We start from the raw sequence: 20,430 nt of genomic DNA, 5'->3' as shown, positions 1-20,430 counted from the left end.
CATTCAGGCGTAACGGAACTCAGCAATGAACACATCTCAATCACGCCAACTTAAGACGGGCGGCGATCCTCGCTGTTTCAAAGAATATGCCGCGCTTCGCCACGAAATGCAGAAGTTGTCCCATCCAGCACGACCTGACGTTAACTGGCGGCTTGCCTCTGATTTATGTTTGACACTGTTCGAACAAAACGGCGTGGAGTTGCAGACCGCCTCCTGGTATACCGTCTCCCGCGCTCACCTCGCGGGCATTGATGGCATGCGCGAAGGACTGGCGGTGCTGGTGGCATTGCTGACCCGGCAGTGGCCAATACTTTGGCCGCAGCCAGTTCAAACGCGGATTAAATTACTGGCATCGTTGAGTCGGCGCTTGCAGCAATATTTGCGCAGCCAGACGCTAACGCTGAATGATTTAACCGCGCTGAATCAGGTTGCCAGTTTGCTTAATACAGCCGGTGATCATCTGCAGCGTCTGGATCTACGGCAGAGCAGCCAGCTGGATAGGCTATTGGATCGTATCCGCAACGCGGTAGCTGCTCTGGAGCGCGGTGATGTGGTGCAACAGAATGGCGCCGCAGCAAATCAACATGAACATTCGGCGTTGGCTGTGCCAATGGGGGGCTGGGTTTATGTGGCAACGGCCGAGAGCACGGTATCGGAAAGGCGTCGATTGTGGCGTCGGGCTTTTTTCGCCGGTATCGGCTCAGCGCTGCTGGTTGTCGCAATGCTGTCTGCCGCATGTTATTTCGTTCGCGATCCCGCTTTTAAGCGTGAGCTTTTGGCATCAGTGGCGCCACTATCTCCGTTGCTGGATGCTGCATCTGTACAGAAATTGAAGGAACGTGCGCCCGGCTGGCTCAACGACGATGACTGGCTGAATCTTACACAGCAGCAGTTGGATGAGCTTTTAGCAGCATCCCCTGTATGGCAGCTAGAGCGCGGCAGTGCGCTGGTTCTGCAGGCGAACCAACTGCTGCCAAATGGCGTTGATGCGGCGGCCATGAGAACGCGCTGGAATCAGCAACTGCTCGCCGCCTCGTTGCCAGCGGAAAACATGGTTGGCTGGCAGCAGGGTATGGATCAGCTTAAAGCCCTGGCGCAGCGGTTAGATGAGGTGGACGAAAAAGGCGGCAGATATCTGACCGTCAGCGAGCTGAAAACCGCTGTCTTCGGTATCTCGCAGGCACTGAGTCACACCGTGCCAGTAGAGGAGCAGTTACGTCAGCTAAAACAGTTGATTGACCAGAATGATGATGCCGCGCAGGGTAATGTGAAACAGGTGGAGATGCACCTGAATCAGCTGATTGCCTCTTATCATTTACTGACCCTGCCGCAACATCAGTAATGCTTTCTGAACATGCGACATTTACGTCGAGTAATATTTTAGCTTGGATTGAATAACAGTAGCGCGCATGCAACGGTCATGCTGTGCGCAATTTTTGCTTCGCGCTATGAAATAAAAATCCACGCAAGCGCGTGGATTTAATGTTTTCCTGTCATTGCCATGAGATTTAATAAAACCTCATGAGACAACACATTTTATTTAGACGTTAAACAAGAAGTTCATCACGTCGCCATCTTTGACGATGTACTCTTTACCTTCAGAACGCATCTTGCCGGCCTCTTTCGCGCCTTGTTCACCTTTATAAGCCACAAAGTCTTCAAAGGCGATAGTCTGTGCGCGGATAAAGCCTTTCTCAAAATCGGTGTGGATTTTACTGGCCGCTTGTGGTGCTGTAGCGCCTACCGGAATGGTCCATGCACGCACTTCTTTCACGCCAGCGGTGAAATAGGTTTGCAGGTTCAGCAGCGCATAACCGGCGCGGATCACGCGGTTCAGACCCGGTTCTTCCAGCCCCAATTCCGCCATAAACTCGTCACGTTCATCATCTTCCAACTCGGCGATGTCAGACTCAACGGCAGCACACACCGGAACGACGACAGAACCTTCGGCTTCGGCAATGGCACGTACCTGATCGAGGTACGGATTGTTTTCGAAACCGTCTTCGTTGACGTTAGCGATATACATGGTCGGTTTCAACGTCAGGAAACTGAGGTAGCGGATGGCCGCTTTCTCGTCTGCATCCAGCTTCAACGCACGCAGCATGCCAGCTTCAGACAGATGCGGCAGGCATTTTTCCAACGCAGCCAGTTCAGCTTTGGCATCTTTGTCGCCGCCTTTGGCTTTCTTCTGGCAACGCTGAATGGCACGTTCGCAGGTGTCGAGATCCGACAGCGCCAGCTCGGTGTTGATCACGTCAATATCTTCCGCCGGGTTAACTTTGCCCGCAACGTGGATGATGTTGTCGTTCTCGAAGCAGCGCACCACGTGGCCAATGGCTTCAGTTTCACGGATATTAGTCAGGAACTGGTTACCCAAGCCTTCACCTTTGGATGCGCCCTTAACCAGACCTGCGATATCAACAAATTCCATGGTGGTTGGCACCACACGCTGTGGTTTAACGATTTCGCTCAGCTGATCGAGGCGCAGATCGGGCATTGGTACTACACCAGTGTTTGGCTCGATGGTGCAGAACGGAAAGTTGGCTGCTTCGATACCCGCTTTGGTCAGCGCGTTGAACAGGGTGGATTTACCGACGTTCGGCAGGCCCACAATACCGCATTTAAATCCCATGGTCTGATTACCTTTATCACTGAGTGCGCAGCGCTGCTCATTAGCGCCGACAGATTCAAAAAATTTCGCGCATTATACACAGAATTGCCCTCTGCGGCGCGGGAATTGGCCTTAGCCAGCCTTGAAGGCATGCAGGCGGTTCATCGCCTTAATCTTGTCTTCTTTTAGCCACAGTTCGGTGCAGCGCACCGCTTCGTCTACCGCATCGTCAATCAACTTTTGTTCGCTGGCGGGCGGCTTGCCTAGCACGAAACCGGTGACTTTATTGCGATCGCCAGGATGGCCGATGCCGACGCGCAAACGGTGAAAATTATTGTTATTGCCTAGTTTGCTGATGATGTCTTTGAGGCCGTTGTGACCGCCGTGGCCACCGCCTTGTTTGAACTTTGCCACCCCCGGAGGTAAATCCAGTTCATCGTGCGCCACCAGAATCTCTTCCGGCGCTATGCGATAAAAGGTCGCCATCGCTGCCACCGCTTTACCGCTGAGGTTCATAAAGGTGGTCGGCACCAGCAGGCGCACATCTTCACCCGCTAAAGATAAGCGTGCGGTGTAGCCGTAGAATTTAGGCTCATCCTTTAATGACTGATTGTTACGACTCGCTAGCAAATCTACATACCAGGCACCCGCATTATGGCGCGTTGCGGCGTATTCAGCGCCGGGATTGGCCAGCCCCACAATCAGTTTAATGCTGCTCACGTTGTTTATCCTGTCTTGCTGCGGAAAGGGCGATAGTTTACTGCCTGTCGGTCCGAATCACAAAGTGCACCAATAACCGGTAATGACGCTCAGTGACTAATCAATTTCTATCGAAATCAAGGTGCTGGCAGTAAAGTTTCGTCAAAGGTTGTGAAGGAACTGTGATCCTGTACGCAACTTAAGCGGCAGCTATTGCCTAAGCTTATGGCTAATTAACCATACGTGCTGTTTTGCTTTTATAAGGATGGAGGTGAATCATGAAACGTCAACAATGCCGCGTAGTAGGTAACAGCTTGATGTGTTTGGGTTTACTGACGATGGTTCTCGGCGTCGGGTATTCCATTATTAACCAGCTTCCTTCACTCAATCTGCCGCAATTTCTGGCACATGGTGCCATGTTCAGCATCTTCGTCGGCGCCTTACTTTGGCTGGTGGGTGCGCGCGTCAGCGGACGTGAAAGAGTAGAAGATCGTTACTTTTGGTTGCGTCATTACGGCGACAAACGCTGCCGTCGCAATCACTCTTCACATTAAGTCATTACTGATTCTCTAAGCGGCCGTTCCTGAACGCGATATCGTTCAATGCAATTACGGCCGCTGGCTTTAGCGCGATATAACGCTTCATCAGCCAGCGCCAGTAAAGCGGGAAAAGGCTGACCAGGCTCAAGAGCGGTAGCAAAACCGATACTCACGGTATAACGGACGTCGTTAGGCTGTGATATCTGTGTCGCTAACCGGATACGCTCACAAATCAGCTGTGCTTGATCTTCATCACCAGGCAATATCGCTGCAAACTCCTCACCGCCCAGACGGGCAAAATGACCCCCCTCCGGCAACACAGACTGCACCACCTGACAAAAATCTATCAGGACCTGGTCACCTTGTTGATGGCCATAGCGATCATTAATAGTTTTAAAATGGTCCAAATCGAACAGTACTGCGCTGTAAATAAACGGTTGTGATGGGCGTGCGCTGCGCAGCACCACTTTATCCGCTTGTTCAAATAAGGCGCGACGGTTCCACACGCTGGTGAGAGGATCGTGCATTGAAGCCAGTTTGTGTGCCACCTGAGCGCGCTCGTTGACCATCGCCAGAATCGTAAAGGTCAGGCCGATGACAAACAAAATCGATTCCAGAATGACGTAAACCGAGAAACTTGAACCCCCAATGGCACCATGTACCGGCGAAGCCACTGCATCATCAAGGAAGATGCGCGTCACGTGAAACAGTAAATGAACCCACAGTAGAAACTGCGCTGGCCAGAAGGTGACGGTGAGGGATGCGCGTACGCGCCACAGCAAGCGAATCAGCGCGCCAGTAAAGATAATGCACAGCAGGCAAACCACCAGAACACGCTTTGGCTGGCTGTCATAGAATTCGGGGAATAAACATAAAGTGGCCCATAGTAAACCGCCGCCCATCCAACTTATTCCGATAGGTTTTCCGCAGAAAATGCGAAAAGCGTTGAGTAGATTGCCATAGGCAAAGAGCAGCATTACATTGCCGATGACCACCGGTAGAAAATGGAATCCGGCACTGCGCATGCTGCTGAGAAATACCGCCGCTAACGTTAAAACCAAGGCCAGCGTGGTGCAACCCAATACGCGATCATATTGCCCGCCAACCCAGGCAAAGATCAAAATGATACTTAAAAACCCCAGCACATAGAGCTCACAAACAAACAGCGTGTAGATGTCGAGAGGCATAGTGGTCGGAGCTCTTAGTAAAAGTGTCGAGAAAAATACCATTAATCATTGGACCACTAAAGTGCGGCAATAGGTGTGGGATTAAAAGAGTGGATGGCAGCGAGAATAGCGGGTTTTAACGGAATTTATCGCGGAAATATCAGCAGGGAAAGCGGCTTAATCGGTGAGTAACAACATATGGACTGACAAAGAAAAACCGGGCACGAAGCCCGGTTACATGCGATGAATTAATGTTCAAACATCGCAGAGATAGATTCTTCGTTACTGATGCGACGAATCGCTTCGGCCAACATGCCAGACAACGTTAAAGTACGCACGTTTGGCAGAGATTTCATCTCTTCGGACAACGGAATGGTATCGCAGACAATCACTTGATCAATGACAGACTTACGCAGATTTTCCACCGCATTGCCTGAGAAGATTGGGTGAGTGGCGTAAGCAAACACACGTTTAGCGCCGCGCTCTTTCAATGCTTCAGCCGCTTTGCACAGCGTACCGCCGGTGTCGATCATATCGTCGACCAGTACGCAGTCACGACCTGCAACGTCGCCAATGATGTGCATCACCTGGGAAACGTTCGCACGCGGGCGGCGTTTGTCGATGATAGCCATATCGGTATCGTTGAGCAGTTTGGCGATAGCGCGCGCACGCACTACGCCACCAATGTCTGGGGAAACAACGATTGGGTTTTCCAAACCAATCTGCAGCATATCTTCCAGCAGAATTGGGCTACCAAATACGTTATCGACCGGGACATCAAAGAAGCCCTGAATCTGTTCAGCATGCAGGTCAACGGTGAGAACACGGTCAACGCCCACGCTAGAGAGGAAATCGGCAACCACTTTGGCGGTGATAGGAACACGAGCAGAACGCACACGGCGATCCTGACGCGCATAGCCAAAGTAAGGAATAACAGCAGTAATACGACCAGCAGAAGCCCGACGCAATGCGTCGACCATCACAACCAGCTCCATCAGATTATCGTTGGTGGGGGCACAGGTGGACTGGATGATGAAAATATCACCACCGCGTACATTTTCGTTGATCTGTACACTTACTTCACCATCACTGAAACGGCCAACAGCGGCGTCTCCGAGGCTAGTGTAAAGGCGGTTGGCAATGCGTTGTGCTAGTTCCGGGGTGGCGTTACCAGCAAATAGCTTCATATCAGGCACGAGAAGAACCTCAGGCTTGGCGTCCAGAGAATGAACGGCTCTAGAGTAACCGGCGAATACCAAAGAGCATGTTCATACGGGTGTGTTAATGCGCAACGTGCAGTATCTGGAACGTGTGACACTGTCACGTAAACGCTTATAGCCCAGAAAGTGTGCGCTGCAACGGCGAGATATTAAGCCCGCGCGCCACAAATCCGCAAATCCATTTCGGGGCAAGCTCCAGCACCTGACGTGCGTCGGACTCGGTGTCAAATTCAGCAAACACACAAGCTCCGGTCCCAGTCAGGCGCGACGGCGCGTATTCTAGCAGCCAGGAAAGCAGCTCATCAACCTTACGAAAACGTTTTCTTGCCACAGCCTCACAATCATTGTGAAAAGGCCGCTGTAATAGTTCATCTAATGTGCGGATTGGCGAATCGCGCGTCAAATCGGGATTGCGGAACAGATCGGGGGTAGCGATACTGACGCCTGGATGCGCCACCAGATACCATTTTTCTGCAGGTTCGGCTGGCTGCAACTGTTCGCCGACGCCTTCAGCAAAGGCCGCGTGACCGCGCACAAACACCGGCACATCGGCACCCAACTTGATGCCAATCGTTGCGAGTTCATCATCGCTGAGAGCGGTTTGCCATAGATGATTGAGGGCGACGAGCACCGTAGCGGCATCCGATGAGCCGCCACCAAGACCGCCACCCATCGGCAACACTTTCTTCAGCGCAATCGTTGCACCGGCCAACGCGGGCAATGTGCCCCGCGCGGCGGCACATTGCTTTAACGCCAGCGCGGCCCGCACAATCAGGTTTTCTTCATCTGGCACGCCGTCCAGCGGCGTCAGGAGCGTAATCTTATCGCTGCTATCAGGGATGATCTCCAGCGTGTCGCCGTAATCAAGAAACTGAAACAGGGTTTGCAGATTGTGGTAGCCGTCAGGGCGACGGCCGGTAATGTACAGAAACAGATTCAGTTTTGCTGGCGCCGGCCACGTGGTGATCATTTTGTGGTCCAGCTATCCATGCGCAGTTTGATACGCTGACCGCCTTCGGTTAGCTCCAGATTCGCCGGCAGCGGCGGGTTAACTTTGCTGTTGTAATCGGAGATATTCACTTTCCACTGCTGTCCATTGCGGCTGTAATTCAGGCTTTGCAGCTGATAGTTACTGTTCAGCTGATAATCGCTCGCATCGCCCGGGAGGCCCATCATCCACTGACGCAGATTGGCGAGCGGGATATCCATACCGGTAAGCTGTGAAATCATCTTCTCAGCATCGTTGCTCACGTAGCGCTTGCCTTTGTTATCCACGATCTGTACCACCGATCCTTGCGCATCAAGCTGCAATTCAGTGCTGCCCAGCGGGTTGGTCAGCAACAAGCGATAGCGATCGGCGGCGGTTTGCTGCCAGTTAAAGCGCGCATAAACTTTTTGCTTGTCGGAGAGGTAAGCGAACGCGCCGCGCGTCTGATACTGACTAATTTTTGCCACGGCCTGCTGGTGCTGTTGCCATTGCGGTGACGTGGTGCTTGGGCCCGGACCTTGTGGTTTGTTAATGGTACATGCAGCCAGTAACACGCTGGCAAGGGGTAAAAGGCGCAGTAACTTGCGCGGGGGCAAATGCATCACGTGGTCATCTCCTCAGACACGTTTTTACTTCGTAACCAGTAACGCTAACCATCCGCGGGTAAGCCGTCAATGCTGTTGTAGCGATAATTGCGCACGTTCAGTTTAATCTTATTACAGTCATAGGCTTTGTATGGCTTTTCTTGACCTGTGGCATCTTGTAGAATGCGCTGCACAAAACCCTGACAATTATTGGGATATCCCAACCCGAATCACATGACGCTGCTTGCACTCGGAATCAACCACAAAACTGCACCTGTTGCGCTGCGCGAACGCGTTGCGTTTACACCTGACTCGCTGGAACTGGCGCTGAATAGCCTGCTGTCCCAGCCGATGGTGCAGAGCGGTGTGGTCCTTTCGACCTGCAACCGTACCGAACTCTACCTCAGCGTAGAGCAACAAGCGGATCTGCAAGAAAAACTGGTGCAGTGGCTGTGTGATTATCACGATTTGCGCGAAGAGGATGTGCGTAACAGCCTTTACTGGCATCAGGATAACGCGGCGGTCAGCCACCTGATGCGCGTTGCCAGCGGACTGGACTCACTGGTGTTGGGTGAACCACAAATTCTCGGTCAGGTGAAAAAAGCCTTTGTGGATTCATCACGCGACCACGCGCTGAGCAGTGAACTGGAGCGGATGTTCCAGAAAACCTTCTCGGTGGCTAAGCGTGTCCGCACTGAAACCGAAATCGGTGCCAGCGCGGTGTCCGTTGCCTTTGCTGCTTGTTCACTGGCACGGCAAATCTTTGAATCCCTGAGCACCGTCAACGTGCTATTGGTGGGTGCCGGCGAAACAATTGAGCTGGTGGCGCGTCATCTGCGCGAACATAGCGTTAAAAAGCTGATGATTGCCAACCGCACCCGCGAGCGCGCTCAGCTGCTGGCCGATGAAGTCGGCGCAGAAGTGATTGGCCTGGGCGATATCGAAACCCGCCTGGCCGACGCCGACATTATTATCTCTTCCACCTCCAGCCCGCTGCCGATTATTGGTAAAGGGATGGTGGAACGCGCGCTGAAAGCGCGTCGCAATCAGCCGATGCTGCTGGTTGATATCGCCGTCCCGCGCGATGTCGAACCAGAAGTGGGCAAGCTGGCCAATGCCTACTTATATAGCGTCGACGATCTGCAAGCCATCATCGAGCAGAACATGGCGCAGCGCAAAGCGGCCGCCGTGCAGGCTGAAAGCATTGTGGTGCAGGAGAGCGGCGAGTTCATGGCCTGGCTACGCGCGCAAAGTGCGGTTGAGACTATTCGTGAATACCGCACCCAGGCTGACGAAGTGCGTGCCGAATTGCATGAGCGCGCCTTGATGGCGTTGCGTCAGGGCGCTGACGCGGAAAAAGTGTTGCAGGAACTGGCCCACAAGCTAACCAACCGTTTAATCCATGCACCAACCAAATCACTGCAGCAGGCCGCGCGCGACGGCGACAGCGAACGCCTGCAGATCTTACGTGACAGCCTCGGTTTAGAGTAATCTGGTCAGTCACGACCTATCACTGGGATACCCGCTATTACATGAAGAGCTCTATTGTTGCCAAGCTGGAAGCGCTCCAGGAACGCCATGAGGAAGTGGAAGCGTTACTGGGCGATGCCGGCGTGATTGCCGATCAGGATCGTTTCCGTGCGTTATCACGCGAATATGCCCAGCTTAGCGACGTCACCCGTTGTTTCCGTGAATGGCAGCAGGTGCAGGAAGATGTTGAAACTGCCGAAATGCTGTTGGAAGACCCGGAAATGCGCGAGATGGCGCAGGAAGAATTGAAATCGTCGCGCGAGAAGCGCGAGGAATTAGAACAACAGCTGCAAGTGCTGCTGCTGCCGAAAGATCCCGACGATGAACGCTCGTGCTTTGTCGAAGTGCGTGCCGGCACCGGCGGTGATGAAGCGGCCATTTTCGCTGGCGATCTATTCCGCATGTACAGCCGTTACGCGGAAGCGCGTCGCTGGCAGGTGGAGATCATCAGTGCCAACGAAGGCGAACACGGCGGTTATAAAGAAGTCATCGCCCGCATCAGCGGCGACGGCGCTTATGGCCGCTTTAAGTTTGAATCGGGCGGCCACCGCGTGCAGCGTGTGCCGGAAACCGAATCGCAGGGCCGCATTCACACCTCGGCGTGTACCGTCGCGGTGATGCCGGAGCTGCCAGAAGCCGAGATGCCGGAAATTAACGCGGGCGATTTAAAAATCGACACCTTCCGTTCTTCCGGTGCGGGTGGTCAGCACGTTAACACCACCGATTCCGCCATCCGTATCACTCACTTGCCAACCGGCATTGTGGTGGAGTGCCAGGATGAGCGCTCACAGCACAAAAATAAAGCCAAAGCGTTGGCGGTGCTGGGCGCCCGTATTCACGCCGCCGAAACCGCCAAGCGTAATGCCGCTGAGGCCTCCACGCGCCGTAACCTGCTCGGCAGCGGCGACCGTTCCGATCGCAACCGCACCTATAATTTCCCGCAGGGGCGTGTCACCGATCACCGCATCAACCTGACTGTTTATCGTCTCGACGAGGTGATGGAAGGCAAACTTGATGCATTGATCGAGCCGATTGTGCAGGAGTATCAAGCCGATCAGCTCGCTGCCTTGGCTGGACAGGATTGATGAATGTCCGTCGCTGGCTACAGCAAGCGGTGGTGGCGCTCTGCGGCGGTGATAGCCCAAAGCGCGATGCCGAAATTTTGCTGGGCTTCGTGACGGGCAAATCCCGCAGCTGGCTGGTGGCATTTGATGATGCGGAACTTGATGAACGGCAGCAGCAACAGCTCAAGGCGTTGCTGGCAAGGCGCGTTAACGGTGAACCGATTGCGCATCTGGTGGGCGAGCGTGAGTTCTGGTCGCTGCCGTTACGCGTCAGTGATGCCACGCTGATTCCACGTCCGGATACCGAAGTGTTGGTGGAGCAGGCGCTGGCGCATCTGCCAGCAACGGCAACGTCACTGCTGGATTTGGGCACCGGAACCGGAGCCATCGCGCTGGCCTTAGCCAGCGAGCGACCACAGTGCCAGGTTATCGGCTGCGATCGTATTCCTGCCGCGGTGGAACTGGCGCAAGACAACGCGCAGCGTCTGCATATCAACAACGCGCACTTCATGCTTAGCCACTGGTTTAGCGATCTTCCTGCCCAACGCTTTGACCTGATTGTCAGCAATCCTCCGTATATTGATGCCGCCGATGAACATCTGCAGCAGGGCGATGTGCGCTTTGAGCCGCTCAGCGCGCTGGTGGCGGACGATCAGGGCCTGGCCGATTTACGCTTCATTATTCACACCGCGCCGCAATGGTTGCAGCCTGGTGGCTGGCTGTTGTTGGAACACGGTTGGCAGCAGGGCGCGGCCGTACGCGCGATGATGATGCAGCACAATTACCAGATGGTAAGCACCGTTGACGATTACGGCGGGAATCCGCGCGTCACTTTGGGACAATTTTTCAATTAAGGAACGACGATGGCGAGCTGGTATCCCCTGATCAAACATTTCCATTTACTGACTGTAGCCTTAACGATCAGCCTGTTTCTGCTCCGTTTCTATTGGCAGTGCACCGGTTCAGGCATGCTGCAGCGCCGCTGGGTGCGCATTGCGCCGCATATTAACGACACCTTTTTACTGATAAGCGGCGCGCTGTTAGTGATGATTACTCACTTTTATCCGTTCACACCGCAAGGAAGCTGGCTGACGGAGAAGCTGTTAGCGGTTATTATCTACATCGCCTTAGGTTCCGTGGCATTGAGCCGTCGCCCACGTAAAATGGGGACACGTTGGATCGCCTGTTTGGTTGCAATCGTTGCCTTGTTGATTGTGATTAAGCTGGCGATGACCAAAATGCCGTTATTGGGGATTGTATGACCTCGCCAGAGCAACTTGATTACAGTAAAACGCCGTTAAGTGAAGCGGTGATTGGTGCCACATGCGCCATACGCAATGATTTTTCCGCGCCATCCGTGCAGCAGCAGCTGGCCGCGCTGGTCGAGGAAGCCCGTGCGTTTATCAGCAGTGAAAAAGATGCCGATCTGCAGCTCGAGAAGCTGTTAGAACTGTTTTATCGTCAGTGGGGATTTGGTGGTGCCAGCGGCGTCTACAACCTTTCGGATGCGCTGTGGATCGACAAAGTGCTTTCGAGCCGCCAGGGTACTGCGGTTTCGCTCGGCGTGATTCTGCTGCATATCGCCGATGAGCTAGAGTTACCGCTCATGCCGGTCATTTTCCCTACGCAGCTGATTTTGCGTGCGGACTGGTTAGACGGCGAGATGTGGCTAATTAATCCGTTCAATGGCGAAACGCTGGATACGCATACGTTAGAAGTATGGCTTAAGGGCAATATTAGCCCAACCGCTAAGCTGTATAATGATGATCTCGACGAAGCGAAAACGATCAACGTCATGCGCAAAATGCTTGATACGTTGAAATCGGCGCTGATGGAAGAGAAGCAGATGGAGCTGGCGCTGAACGTAAGCCAGGTGCTGCTGCAGATCGATCCCGACGATCCTTATGAGATCCGCGATCGCGGCTTGATATACGCGCAGTTAGAGTGTGAACACATCGCGCTGACCGATTTGACCTATTTTGTTGAACAGTGTCCTGAAGACCCGGTTAGCGAAATGATTAAAGTGCAGATTCACGCCATCGAACAGAAGCAGGTGACGCTGCACTAAGCCTCAGAAGATATAAGGAAAGGTCATGACACAGAAAGTAGTGAGTATTGGCGATATCAAGGTCGCAAACGATCTGCCATTCGTTCTCTTCGGCGGCATGAACGTGCTGGAATCGCGCGATCTCGCCATGCGCATCTGCGAACATTACGTTAAGGTCACCGACAAACTCGGCATCCCTTACGTATTCAAAGCCTCTTTTGATAAAGCTAACCGTTCATCCATCAAATCCTATCGCGGTCCGGGTTTGGAAGAGGGGATGAAAATTTTTCAGGAGCTGAAGCAGGCTTTCGGCGTGAAAATTATCACCGACGTACATGAAGCTTCCCAGGCGCAGCCTGTAGCGGACGTGGTTGATGTGATTCAACTGCCCGCCTTCCTCGCTCGTCAGACCGATCTGGTGGAAGCCATGGCGAAAACGGGCGCTGTGATTAACGTGAAGAAGCCGCAGTTTGTCAGCCCAGGCCAGATGGGTAATATCTATGACAAGTTTGTGGAAGGCGGCAACGATCAGGTCATTCTTTGCGATCGCGGCAGCAACTTCGGTTACGACAATCTGGTGGTCGACATGCTCGGCTTCAATGTAATGAAGAATGTCACCAAAAATAGCCCGGTGATCTTCGACGTCACCCACGCGCTGCAAACGCGCGATCCGTTCGGTGCTGCATCTGGCGGTCGTCGTGCGCAGGTGGCTGAACTGGCGCGTGCCGGTATGGCGGTTGGCATTGCTGGCCTGTTTATCGAAGCGCACCCGGAACCGAACAGCGCCAAGTGTGATGGTCCTTCCGCGCTGCCGCTGGACAAGCTGGAGCCATTCCTGGTGCAGATGAAAGCGATCGACGATCTGGTGAAGGGCTTCCCAGAGTTGGACACCAGCAACTGATTGTTTCGGATGTAAAAAAGGCGCCGATGGCGCCTTTTTTATTATTTTGTCATTCACCATTCACAGGTGTCGTAGCGGCGCAATTTATTGCGCGATAAATCGCGCCGCTACAGAATGTGTGCTCATAGCAACCCTACGGTTTACAGCATAATCGTCAACAAATAGCCGGCAAACAGCGCCAGATGTGCAGCACCATTCAGTACGTTGGTACGGCCAGTTGAGAACGAAATGTGGCACAGAATCAGCACGGCACTCATGATCACCATCTGCGGCGGCTCAAGGCCAAATACCAATTGCTGATCGGTCAAGGTTGCGATGATGGTGACGGCGGGCACGGTTAATGAAATCGTTGCCAGCACTGAACCAAAGAACAGATTCATCGCGCGCTGTACCTGATTCATCAACACCGCTTTAATTGCACCTAATCCTTCTGGCGACAGAATCAACAGCGCCACCAGGAAACCGGTGAACTGCTTCGGCGCGTTCAACTCTGTCAGCAGGCTTTCCAGTGGATTGGCATTCATCTTGGTGACGCTAATTACCGCGATCAGATGCACGATCAGCCACGCGGTGTGCCATAGCGAACTGTGCGCGGAGGGTTTGCCATGATGCGGATCGTCGCCATCATCTTCATGCTCATAAACGAAGAGACTCTGATGCGTTTTGGTCTGAATCAACAGGAACACGCCATACATGGCGGCCGATATTGCGGCAATAATCAGCGCTTGTGCGGTGGAGAAGTTGCCACCCGGTAATGCATTGGGAAATACCAGCACCAGAATCGCCAGCGGGAAAATGGCGATCATGTACTGCTTAACGCCCGCCAGATTGACGTACTGGGTGGCAAATTTACGGCCACCCAGCAGCAGGGCAAAACCAACTAAACCGGCGGTCACGATCATGATGATGGAGTAGAGCGTATCGCGCATTAACGCGGGGGCGGCATCGCCTGTCGCCATCAGCGCGGAGATAAGGCTTACCTCCAGAATGACCACGGAAAGGCTGAGAATCAGCGAGCCATAAGGTTCACCTAAACGGTGGGCCAATACATCCGCATGACGTACAACGCTAAAGGCGCTGCTCAGAATGGCGACTAACGCCAGTAAGTTGATGCCGATAACCGGCAGTAGCGCTGTCTGGTTGCCAAAAAAACTCAGCACAGCCAGCGCAGCAACGGGGAAAATCAGTGAGTACTCGGTGTGGCGGGTTTTCTCATGTCCAGGCATTTACCATCCTCTCCGGGAAAAAGTACAAAGCAGGCAATCATTGCCTGATAAATATAATGAGTTTTCTGACGCAACGCAGTGTAACTTTTCATCAGCCAGGCTGCTGCGATTTTACGCGACTTTACCAAAGGCGTTTCTTATACATAACAGGGAGAAAGGTCAGGTTATCACCGGATTAATGCATATATTCATTATGTTGAAATAGTATTTTGCTAAGTTTCAACGGTGATTAATGCCATTAATGAGTACTTATGATGTACTTTATAGCGGTTTAAATCTTTTTTTACGCTCCTGCCGGCTAAAGTAACGATTTGCGTTTTATCGCAGATGTTCCAGGCTTAAGTTTTAGTGTGAAACAGGAGGAAATATGCCTTATTCATCTAACCGTGAGTTGCCCGACAGTGTGCGCCATGTGTTGCCGAGTCACGCACAAACCATCTATCAGAAAGCCTTCAACAGCGCCTGGGATCAATATAAAGATCCTGACGACAGACGTGGCGACGAATCTCGCGAAGAGGTTGCCCACAAAGTTGCCTGGTCAGCCGTTAAACAAGAGTATGCCAAAGGTGATGATGATAAGTGGCACCCTAAAAACTAGTCTGTGAAGCGGGTCATTTTGGCCCGCATTCCTGCTTTTCCCCGCGCTATTCAAGTTTCTCGCCAGGCAGCCGATGCTATTTACAGAGAATTTCCCCTTTGTGATCGGGGTCAATGTTGAATTTTTTGTTAAAAATGAATTAATGTCTTCTCTTAAGCCGACGTAACAGGCGTCGACGTTAAGACATCAGTTTTAAGATGCTGCACCGGCGAGATGTTTGCATAGTAGAGGAGACCGTAGTGTTAACCCGGGAATTTTTATTAAAAGCAGATTGCAAAACATCATTTGGTGATATTGACGAGGCGCTACTGTGGAGCTGTGAACAGCGTGCGGCATCGCTGGCGGCAACGCTTGCTTGTCGTCCTGACCAGAGTCCAGTGTGGATCTTTGGCTATGGCTCGCTGATGTGGAACCCCATTTTTGAAGCGGAAGAAGTGGCGTCTGGCCGGCTGGAAGGTTGGCACCGCGCCTTTTGTCTGCGTCTGATTGCGGGTCGCGGTACGGTCACGGCGCCGGGACGCATGCTGGCACTGAAAGAGGGCGGGATGACCAGCGGTCTGGCGTTTCGTTTGCCAGAATCGCGATTGCATGATGAGCTCGAACTGCTGTGGAAGCGTGAAATGATTACCGGCTGCTATCTGCCAACCTGGTGCGAACTGGCGCTGGAGGATGGACGTAACGTCACCGCGCTGGTCTTCATTATGGATCCCCGCCATCCACTGTACGAGACCGATTCATGTCGTCGCACTATTGCGCCACTGATCGCGCAGGCCAGCGGCCCGTTGGGCACCAACGCACAGTATCTCTATGCATTGGAGCAGGAGCTGGGCAAGCGTGGCATGCAAGAAGAGGCACTGACGCGGCTGGCGGCTGAAGTTAGGGCGCTGCAGAACCAGAATACAGCAGCGCGCTAACCTCGTTACTGCGCAGGATTGATCAGCCAGGTTCCCGGCTTGTCGATGGTCAAGGATTGACTGTGCACCTGGCTACCATTATGCACTTCAATGCGATAACTCCCAGCGGCCAGATTCAGCGAGGCAAAACCGCTACTGGAAGGTTTCACATCCTTCGCCTCACCATTCAGCATCACGTTTTCACCCGCCTGCAAACGCAGATAAACCGTCGCCATGGTTGGCGCACTGCTCGCCACCGCTTTATTATCGGCGACAGCAGGCGTGGCAGGTGAAGTTGTGGCAGCCACTGGCGGCGTTTCGCTGTGATGATTGGTTTTCCACACCACGCCGATAACGGCTAACACGGCAATGACCGCGGCAGCGACTAAACCTGGGGACAAACGGCGTACGTTGCGCGGCGTTAAGGGTTCAACGGCGGCAGCACCGTGATTCACCGCCAGCACCTGAGGCTCTGGTGGGGCGGCTAATGGCTCAACGGGCGGGATCGGCTCAGCAGCGACCGGAAGCGTTGTCGACAGAGACTCAACATCGCTGACCGGTAAATCAATCAGGTTGGCAAACGCATCAATGCTTTGTGGACGATCTTTCGGCTTCATCGCCAATGCGCAGTCAATCGCGTGCAGCAGCGGCAGAGAATAGCCTTCCGGTTTGCGTTCAACCAGGGGCTGATAGTTGTCCTCAATGCAGCGCACCACGCTGACCGGCGGCGCATGACCGGTGATCAGGTTGTGCAATACCGCACCCAGCGCATAAATATCCGTCCAGGGACCTTGCTCGATTTCACCCTCTTCGCTGTACTGCTCAATCGGGGCAAAGCCTGGCTTCAGCATGATCTCGGTTTCGTCAGAAAGGTTACCAATCTCTTTGCGCGCTGAACCGAAATCAAGCAATACCGGCAGCTGGTTCTCCTGAATCTGGATGTTATCCAGTGAGATATCGCGATGCAGATAGCCGCCAGCATGAATGGTGTCAATAGCGCCAAATAGCGGCGGCAACAGGCGACGGATCCAGCCTTCATCAATGCTGTCCGGGCTGGTGATTTGCCACTCTTTTAACGTCATCCCGCTGTAATACAGCGTCCCCATATAGGCGGTGCCGTTCTGTTCCCAGAAACGGAGTACGTGAAGCAAACCGGGATGATTGAAGCGCGCCAGCAGTCGCGCCTCCTGAATAAAGCTGTTACGCCCGGCCGTAAATAATTTGTGGAATCGCTCCCCGCGAAGTTCCAGCGACATGTCTGCCGCGCGCACCGCCAGTGATACCGGCATGTACTCTTTAATGGCGATGGTGCGCTCCAGCTGATGATCCCAGGCACGGTAAACAATGCCAAAGCCGCCGCCGCCAATCACTTCCTTGATTTCAAATTCATTAAACCGGTAGCCCGCAGGAAGGGCGTTGGGTGTATGGTTTTCGTTTGCCGACATAGTGAACTCTCTGAACACGTCCTGTAGCGCCCCGTCAGGTGACTGACGGCAGGCAACGACCGCTAATTAATTAATGTTACGCCAGGCACCAATCGCCGGATCGGCGAGATCCGCATGCAGGGTGTCAATCAGTAACACAGTCACTTTTTGCTGTGGCATAAATTGCGGCAACCAAACGCCGCGTAACGTTTCAACCCGCTTTTTCAGCACATCGCTATCCTGATCGGCGGTTTTATCCATTTTCACTAACAGCGTGCCGGTGAAGCGCCATACGTGTTGTTGCGCATCAAAGGGCAGCACGAGCCAGCTATCATCGGCATCCGGACGCGTAACAATCATGCGTTGGTTATTTACCGAAACAACTTCCAGCGGCGGGCCGCTTAATTTCAGGTCAGCAATCGGATAGCCTTGAGTGAAGTTCAACGCCACCGTGCGCGCTTTACCTCCGCTCATTAAGGTCATTTCACTCGGACCTTCCAGCCACCCTTCCGTCGAGCAGTGTTGTTGTGGATTATCGGGAATAAAGAGCGACTCGCCTTTGTCATCCCACCAGGTGCGGAAGTGGCAACCGCCTGGCAACGCAAAGTGCTGCAGCGGCGTGCTATCGGCCGGACGCGACAGATCGAGCGGTGCAGCGTTGCTGCTGGTTGCGCTGGCTGTGGCATCGTTTATTACAATTGGACGCCAGTTCTGTAATTTGGCCGCGCTGCCATTCGCTAGTACGCTGCCGTCTTTATTGGTCATTTGCCAGGGAAGCTCATCCAGCAGGCCGCATTGATTTGCCAGCAGCGTACCGACGCGCGGCAAGAAGCTGGTCAGAATGCTGGAGTCGGTGCTTTTGCCCGAGACAATTCGCAGCGGCAGCGTCTCTTTACACCAGTCGTTCGGTGCCTTACTTGCCACGTCATCAATGTAGACTTCCAATGACAGGCTTGGTGAATACACCACGCGATAATCTTCTGCCTGCGCATTAAAGGCCAGCAACAGCGTTGCGAAGCCCGTCAACCACACTTTCATAAGAATCCTTGCATCAATAACGTGACGGCAGAAAACGTGCCGCATCAGCCTGGGAGTAAAGCAGCGTCGCTTCCTGCGGTTCGCCAATCCAGACTGCCAAAGCACTGAGATTGTCGCTTTTTACACTGCGGTTAACGGCTTGTTCCATCAAAGTCAGCCACTCTTCGCAAGCATTTACCATGCGCAGTGCAAGTTCCATTTCGTGGGTGGTGAGATTGAGCCAGAATCCGTCGCTGCAGACGAGAAACGCGTCGCCATCGGTAAGCGAAATCACTTCGCTAAACGTGGCCGGACGCGCCGGTTCAACACCGAGCGCATTATAGAGTAAATTACTGTTAATGCCGGTATTTTCATAGCCTGCTTCACGTAACTGCTGGGCCAGGCTGTGGTCACGCGTCACCTGATTTAGCACCCCATGACGGAAGTGATAAACCCGGCTATCACCCGCGTGCGCCCACCATGCGAGCTGTTTTTCGCGGTCGATAAACAGGGCGGCGAGGGTGGTGCTCATGCGTGAAAAATTCGGATTGTTTCCCTGTGCCTCAATCAACACCTGCTGGCAGTGTTCTATCGCCGCGCGCGTGCTGTCTGGCGTGAAGCTCGCGCTGCGCTGCAGCTGCTTCAGCAGGGTATCGCGCACCAGCTGCGCCGCCATATCACCGCCAGGCAAGCCGGCAACACCGTCACACACCAGAAAACAGGCTCTGCTATCGTCCAGCTCGACGCCGGTACGATCCTGATTCTCGTCGCGCATGCCTTGCTGGCAACGACTGGCAAACATCATCTTCATGCGTCTTCGGTCCGCGTTTGGGAATCTTTATATTGATTCACTTCCATATCGTAGGCATGCAAGAAGGCCTCCCCGAATAGCGTGTGGAAGTCATCTTCGATCTCGCCTGCGGTGCGCTGGTAGTGGCGTGAGAAATAGTCCCACAACGCTGCTTTACGCCCGCTGCTTAACGCCAGCTTCGGCAACACACCATCTTTGCGCGCTTCTTCTTCCAGACGCTGAGGATTAAACGATTGCAGCATTGCGGCGATAATGGCCCTGATACCGGCAATCATGCCGAGCTGATGCGCCTGTAAATCCACCAACGCGTCGCGCACCGCCGGTTCTGGCGGCATAAAGCCAGGCATCTGGCTCTGATACATCTGCATCAGCACGGTTTTGCCCGAAGGCAGGATTTTGAAAGGATTATTGGCTTCGTTAAGGATCATCGTCATATCTGCTTTCACCCCGCGCTTCAGAATCGAGCGCGAGGAGAGCAGGGCAACGGTACCTTGCGAAAACAGGCTCAGCATGCGGCCGGTAACCCGCATTTGCTCCTCGGTAATCGTAGTCTGGTGACCGTTGTTCAGCCCCATACCTTCCAGCAGCGCAGCAATCAGCTTGTCCTGGCTGGCACCGGGCAACACATTGGGTAACGTGGGGGCATCGCTTTGCGGATCGATAGCCAGGCGGGGATCGTTACGGCGCTCGCTACGTGCGGCCGGTTCGGGAATGACTTCCGGCTGTTGCAACATGCCGAGCGGGTCGTCAGCGTTATCGGTAAAGAAAGCCAGCGGGTCGTCCTGCTTACTCGCACTGAGCGTGTTGGGATCGCGAACTTCAAGCTGGTACTCACCAATTTGCAGCGTATCCCCATCCTGCAACGCGACTTGCGTACCGCGTTGCAGCGCGACGCCATTCAGCACCACCGACGTGACGCTTCCCTGGTTGGTTAAACGGCATTCCCCCTCAGGAGAAAGGTGCACCAGTGCCTGCAGACGTGATATCGCCCGCGATTCGTCTGGCAGCACCAGGTCGTTATCCTGGCTACGGCCGATGGTGCCGCCGGGCGGTTTGAACGCAACCGTTTTTGCCGGCACATCCGTATTGCACTGCACAATGGTAAATTGCAT

Annotated in this window: 21 protein-coding genes; 10 read left to right on the top strand and 11 right to left on the bottom strand. The window is 53.7% G+C overall.

The window, feature by feature from the left end:
• The first annotated feature begins 25 nt into the window (after nt 1–25).
• Nucleotides 26–1,342, top strand: a complete 1,317-nt coding sequence (locus tag ACIP6T_RS07090; protein ID WP_400456121.1) for a VasL domain-containing protein — start codon at nt 26–28, stop codon at nt 1,340–1,342.
• A gap of 198 nt (nt 1,343–1,540) precedes the next feature.
• On the opposite strand, the gene ychF is transcribed toward ACIP6T_RS07090, so the two are convergent.
• Entirely contained in the window at nt 1,541–2,632 is a 1,092-nt protein-coding gene (ychF, locus tag ACIP6T_RS07085) for a redox-regulated ATPase YchF (protein WP_400456119.1), read from the bottom strand.
• Between the two features lie 111 nt (nt 2,633–2,743).
• Complete coding sequence (pth, locus tag ACIP6T_RS07080) at nt 2,744–3,331, bottom strand: aminoacyl-tRNA hydrolase (RefSeq protein ID WP_008107639.1); 588 nt, start codon at nt 3,329–3,331, stop codon at nt 2,744–2,746.
• A 257-nt stretch (nt 3,332–3,588) separates the two neighbouring features.
• Between pth and ychH the strand changes: the two genes are divergently transcribed.
• The gene (gene ychH / locus ACIP6T_RS07075) at nt 3,589–3,864 is read left to right on the top strand and encodes a stress-induced protein YchH (RefSeq protein ID WP_097097024.1); all 276 of its coding nucleotides are present in this window, start codon (nt 3,589–3,591) and stop codon (nt 3,862–3,864) included.
• Here ychH and ACIP6T_RS07070 read toward each other — a convergent pair.
• The 4 genes from ACIP6T_RS07070 to lolB all read right to left on the bottom strand — a co-directional run bounded on the left by ACIP6T_RS07070 (nt 3,861) and on the right by lolB (nt 7,825).
• Complete coding sequence (locus tag ACIP6T_RS07070; protein WP_400456116.1) at nt 3,861–5,036, bottom strand: GGDEF domain-containing protein; 1,176 nt, start codon at nt 5,034–5,036, stop codon at nt 3,861–3,863. The two genes, ychH and ACIP6T_RS07070, sit on opposite strands and share 4 nt — an antisense overlap.
• Nucleotides 5,037–5,263: 227 nt before the next feature.
• Nucleotides 5,264–6,211, bottom strand: a complete 948-nt coding sequence (gene prs / locus ACIP6T_RS07065) for a ribose-phosphate diphosphokinase (RefSeq protein ID WP_006118899.1) — start codon at nt 6,209–6,211, stop codon at nt 5,264–5,266.
• 136 nt (nt 6,212–6,347) lie between these two features.
• Nucleotides 6,348–7,205, bottom strand: coding sequence for a 4-(cytidine 5'-diphospho)-2-C-methyl-D-erythritol kinase (gene ispE / locus ACIP6T_RS07060; RefSeq protein WP_400456113.1), 858 nt, complete (start codon nt 7,203–7,205; stop codon nt 6,348–6,350).
• The gene (gene lolB, locus ACIP6T_RS07055; RefSeq protein WP_400457092.1) at nt 7,202–7,825 is read right to left on the bottom strand and encodes a lipoprotein insertase outer membrane protein LolB; all 624 of its coding nucleotides are present in this window, start codon (nt 7,823–7,825) and stop codon (nt 7,202–7,204) included. The genes ispE and lolB overlap by 4 nt, the downstream gene beginning before the upstream one ends.
• 216 nt (nt 7,826–8,041) lie before the next feature.
• Between lolB and hemA the strand changes: the two genes are divergently transcribed.
• Genes hemA through kdsA form a run of 6 tightly spaced genes read left to right on the top strand, consistent with a single transcriptional unit; the run spans nt 8,042 to nt 13,349 of the window.
• On the top strand, nt 8,042–9,298 hold the full coding sequence (gene hemA, locus ACIP6T_RS07050; RefSeq protein ID WP_345829430.1) for a glutamyl-tRNA reductase: 1,257 nt from the start codon (nt 8,042–8,044) through the stop codon (nt 9,296–9,298).
• Between the two features lie 41 nt (nt 9,299–9,339).
• The gene (gene prfA, locus ACIP6T_RS07045; protein ID WP_097097029.1) at nt 9,340–10,422 is read left to right on the top strand and encodes a peptide chain release factor 1; all 1,083 of its coding nucleotides are present in this window, start codon (nt 9,340–9,342) and stop codon (nt 10,420–10,422) included.
• On the top strand, nt 10,422–11,255 hold the full coding sequence (gene prmC, locus ACIP6T_RS07040) for a peptide chain release factor N(5)-glutamine methyltransferase (protein WP_345829434.1): 834 nt from the start codon (nt 10,422–10,424) through the stop codon (nt 11,253–11,255). Before prfA ends, prmC begins: the two co-directional genes overlap by 1 nt.
• Nucleotides 11,256–11,264: 9 nt before the next feature.
• Nucleotides 11,265–11,663, top strand: coding sequence for a SirB2 family protein (locus ACIP6T_RS07035; protein WP_097097031.1), 399 nt, complete (start codon nt 11,265–11,267; stop codon nt 11,661–11,663).
• On the top strand, nt 11,660–12,469 hold the full coding sequence (gene sirB1, locus ACIP6T_RS07030; RefSeq protein WP_097097032.1) for an invasion regulator SirB1: 810 nt from the start codon (nt 11,660–11,662) through the stop codon (nt 12,467–12,469). Before ACIP6T_RS07035 ends, sirB1 begins: the two co-directional genes overlap by 4 nt.
• A 25-nt stretch (nt 12,470–12,494) precedes the next feature.
• Nucleotides 12,495–13,349, top strand: coding sequence for a 3-deoxy-8-phosphooctulonate synthase (gene kdsA / locus ACIP6T_RS07025; protein ID WP_097097033.1), 855 nt, complete (start codon nt 12,495–12,497; stop codon nt 13,347–13,349).
• Nucleotides 13,350–13,489: 140 nt separating this feature from the next.
• Here kdsA and chaA read toward each other — a convergent pair whose 3' ends face one another.
• Entirely contained in the window at nt 13,490–14,575 is a 1,086-nt protein-coding gene (gene chaA / locus ACIP6T_RS07020) for a sodium-potassium/proton antiporter ChaA (protein ID WP_097097034.1), read from the bottom strand.
• 367 nt (nt 14,576–14,942) lie between these two features.
• On the opposite strand from chaA, the gene chaB reads away from it, so the two are divergent.
• A complete protein-coding gene (gene chaB, locus ACIP6T_RS07015; RefSeq protein ID WP_097097035.1) occupies nt 14,943–15,173 on the top strand; it encodes a putative cation transport regulator ChaB in 231 nt (76 codons plus the stop codon).
• Between the two features lie 239 nt (nt 15,174–15,412).
• Complete coding sequence (locus tag ACIP6T_RS07010; protein ID WP_176519168.1) at nt 15,413–16,087, top strand: gamma-glutamylcyclotransferase; 675 nt, start codon at nt 15,413–15,415, stop codon at nt 16,085–16,087.
• A 5-nt stretch (nt 16,088–16,092) separates the two neighbouring features.
• On the opposite strand, the gene ACIP6T_RS07005 is transcribed toward ACIP6T_RS07010, so the two are convergent.
• From ACIP6T_RS07005 to tagH, 4 genes are all read right to left on the bottom strand, one after another.
• Complete coding sequence (locus ACIP6T_RS07005) at nt 16,093–17,511, bottom strand: serine/threonine-protein kinase (RefSeq protein ID WP_097097037.1); 1,419 nt, start codon at nt 17,509–17,511, stop codon at nt 16,093–16,095.
• A 66-nt stretch (nt 17,512–17,577) separates the two neighbouring features.
• Nucleotides 17,578–18,528: a hypothetical protein gene (locus tag ACIP6T_RS07000; protein ID WP_345829439.1), complete on the bottom strand. Its 951-nt coding sequence runs from the start codon at nt 18,526–18,528 to the stop codon at nt 17,578–17,580.
• A gap of 13 nt (nt 18,529–18,541) precedes the next feature.
• A complete protein-coding gene (locus ACIP6T_RS06995) occupies nt 18,542–19,318 on the bottom strand; it encodes a PP2C family serine/threonine-protein phosphatase (RefSeq protein WP_097097039.1) in 777 nt (258 codons plus the stop codon).
• Nucleotides 19,315–20,430: a type VI secretion system-associated FHA domain protein TagH gene (tagH, locus tag ACIP6T_RS06990; protein WP_400456110.1), complete on the bottom strand. Its 1,116-nt coding sequence runs from the start codon at nt 20,428–20,430 to the stop codon at nt 19,315–19,317. Before tagH ends, ACIP6T_RS06995 begins: the two co-directional genes overlap by 4 nt.

Origin of the sequence: Pantoea sp. NPDC088449 (genome assembly GCF_044753225.1) — a bacterium.
Classification (GTDB): Bacteria; Pseudomonadota; Gammaproteobacteria; order Enterobacterales; family Enterobacteriaceae; genus Pantoea; species Pantoea floridensis.
The sequence above is the reverse complement of the archived record's forward strand: the minus strand, read 5'-3'. Positions and strand labels throughout refer to the sequence as shown.

Bases quoted from the DNA above. Each gene is read 5' to 3' on its own strand.
- lolB (WP_400457092.1), bottom strand. From the start codon at position 7,825: ATGCATTTGCCCCCGCGCAAGTTACTGCGCCTTTTACCCCTTGCCAGC.
- tagH (WP_400456110.1), bottom strand. From the start codon at position 20,430: ATGCAATTTACCATTGTGCAGTGCAATACGGATGTGCCGGCAAAAACG.
- ACIP6T_RS07005 (WP_097097037.1), bottom strand. From the start codon at position 17,511: ATGTCGGCAAACGAAAACCATACACCCAACGCCCTTCCTGCGGGCTAC.
- prmC (WP_345829434.1), top strand. From the start codon at position 10,422: ATGAATGTCCGTCGCTGGCTACAGCAAGCGGTGGTGGCGCTCTGCGGC.
- ACIP6T_RS07035 (WP_097097031.1), top strand. From the start codon at position 11,265: ATGGCGAGCTGGTATCCCCTGATCAAACATTTCCATTTACTGACTGTA.
- ispE (WP_400456113.1), bottom strand. From the start codon at position 7,205: ATGATCACCACGTGGCCGGCGCCAGCAAAACTGAATCTGTTTCTGTAC.
- chaB (WP_097097035.1), top strand. From the start codon at position 14,943: ATGCCTTATTCATCTAACCGTGAGTTGCCCGACAGTGTGCGCCATGTG.
- ychH (WP_097097024.1), top strand. From the start codon at position 3,589: ATGAAACGTCAACAATGCCGCGTAGTAGGTAACAGCTTGATGTGTTTG.
- sirB1 (WP_097097032.1), top strand. From the start codon at position 11,660: ATGACCTCGCCAGAGCAACTTGATTACAGTAAAACGCCGTTAAGTGAA.
- ACIP6T_RS07070 (WP_400456116.1), bottom strand. From the start codon at position 5,036: ATGCCTCTCGACATCTACACGCTGTTTGTTTGTGAGCTCTATGTGCTG.
- kdsA (WP_097097033.1), top strand. From the start codon at position 12,495: ATGACACAGAAAGTAGTGAGTATTGGCGATATCAAGGTCGCAAACGAT.
- ychF (WP_400456119.1), bottom strand. From the start codon at position 2,632: ATGGGATTTAAATGCGGTATTGTGGGCCTGCCGAACGTCGGTAAATCC.
- ACIP6T_RS07000 (WP_345829439.1), bottom strand. From the start codon at position 18,528: ATGAAAGTGTGGTTGACGGGCTTCGCAACGCTGTTGCTGGCCTTTAAT.
- chaA (WP_097097034.1), bottom strand. From the start codon at position 14,575: ATGCCTGGACATGAGAAAACCCGCCACACCGAGTACTCACTGATTTTC.
- prfA (WP_097097029.1), top strand. From the start codon at position 9,340: ATGAAGAGCTCTATTGTTGCCAAGCTGGAAGCGCTCCAGGAACGCCAT.
- ACIP6T_RS06995 (WP_097097039.1), bottom strand. From the start codon at position 19,318: ATGAAGATGATGTTTGCCAGTCGTTGCCAGCAAGGCATGCGCGACGAG.
- hemA (WP_345829430.1), top strand. From the start codon at position 8,042: ATGACGCTGCTTGCACTCGGAATCAACCACAAAACTGCACCTGTTGCG.
- ACIP6T_RS07090 (WP_400456121.1), top strand. From the start codon at position 26: ATGAACACATCTCAATCACGCCAACTTAAGACGGGCGGCGATCCTCGC.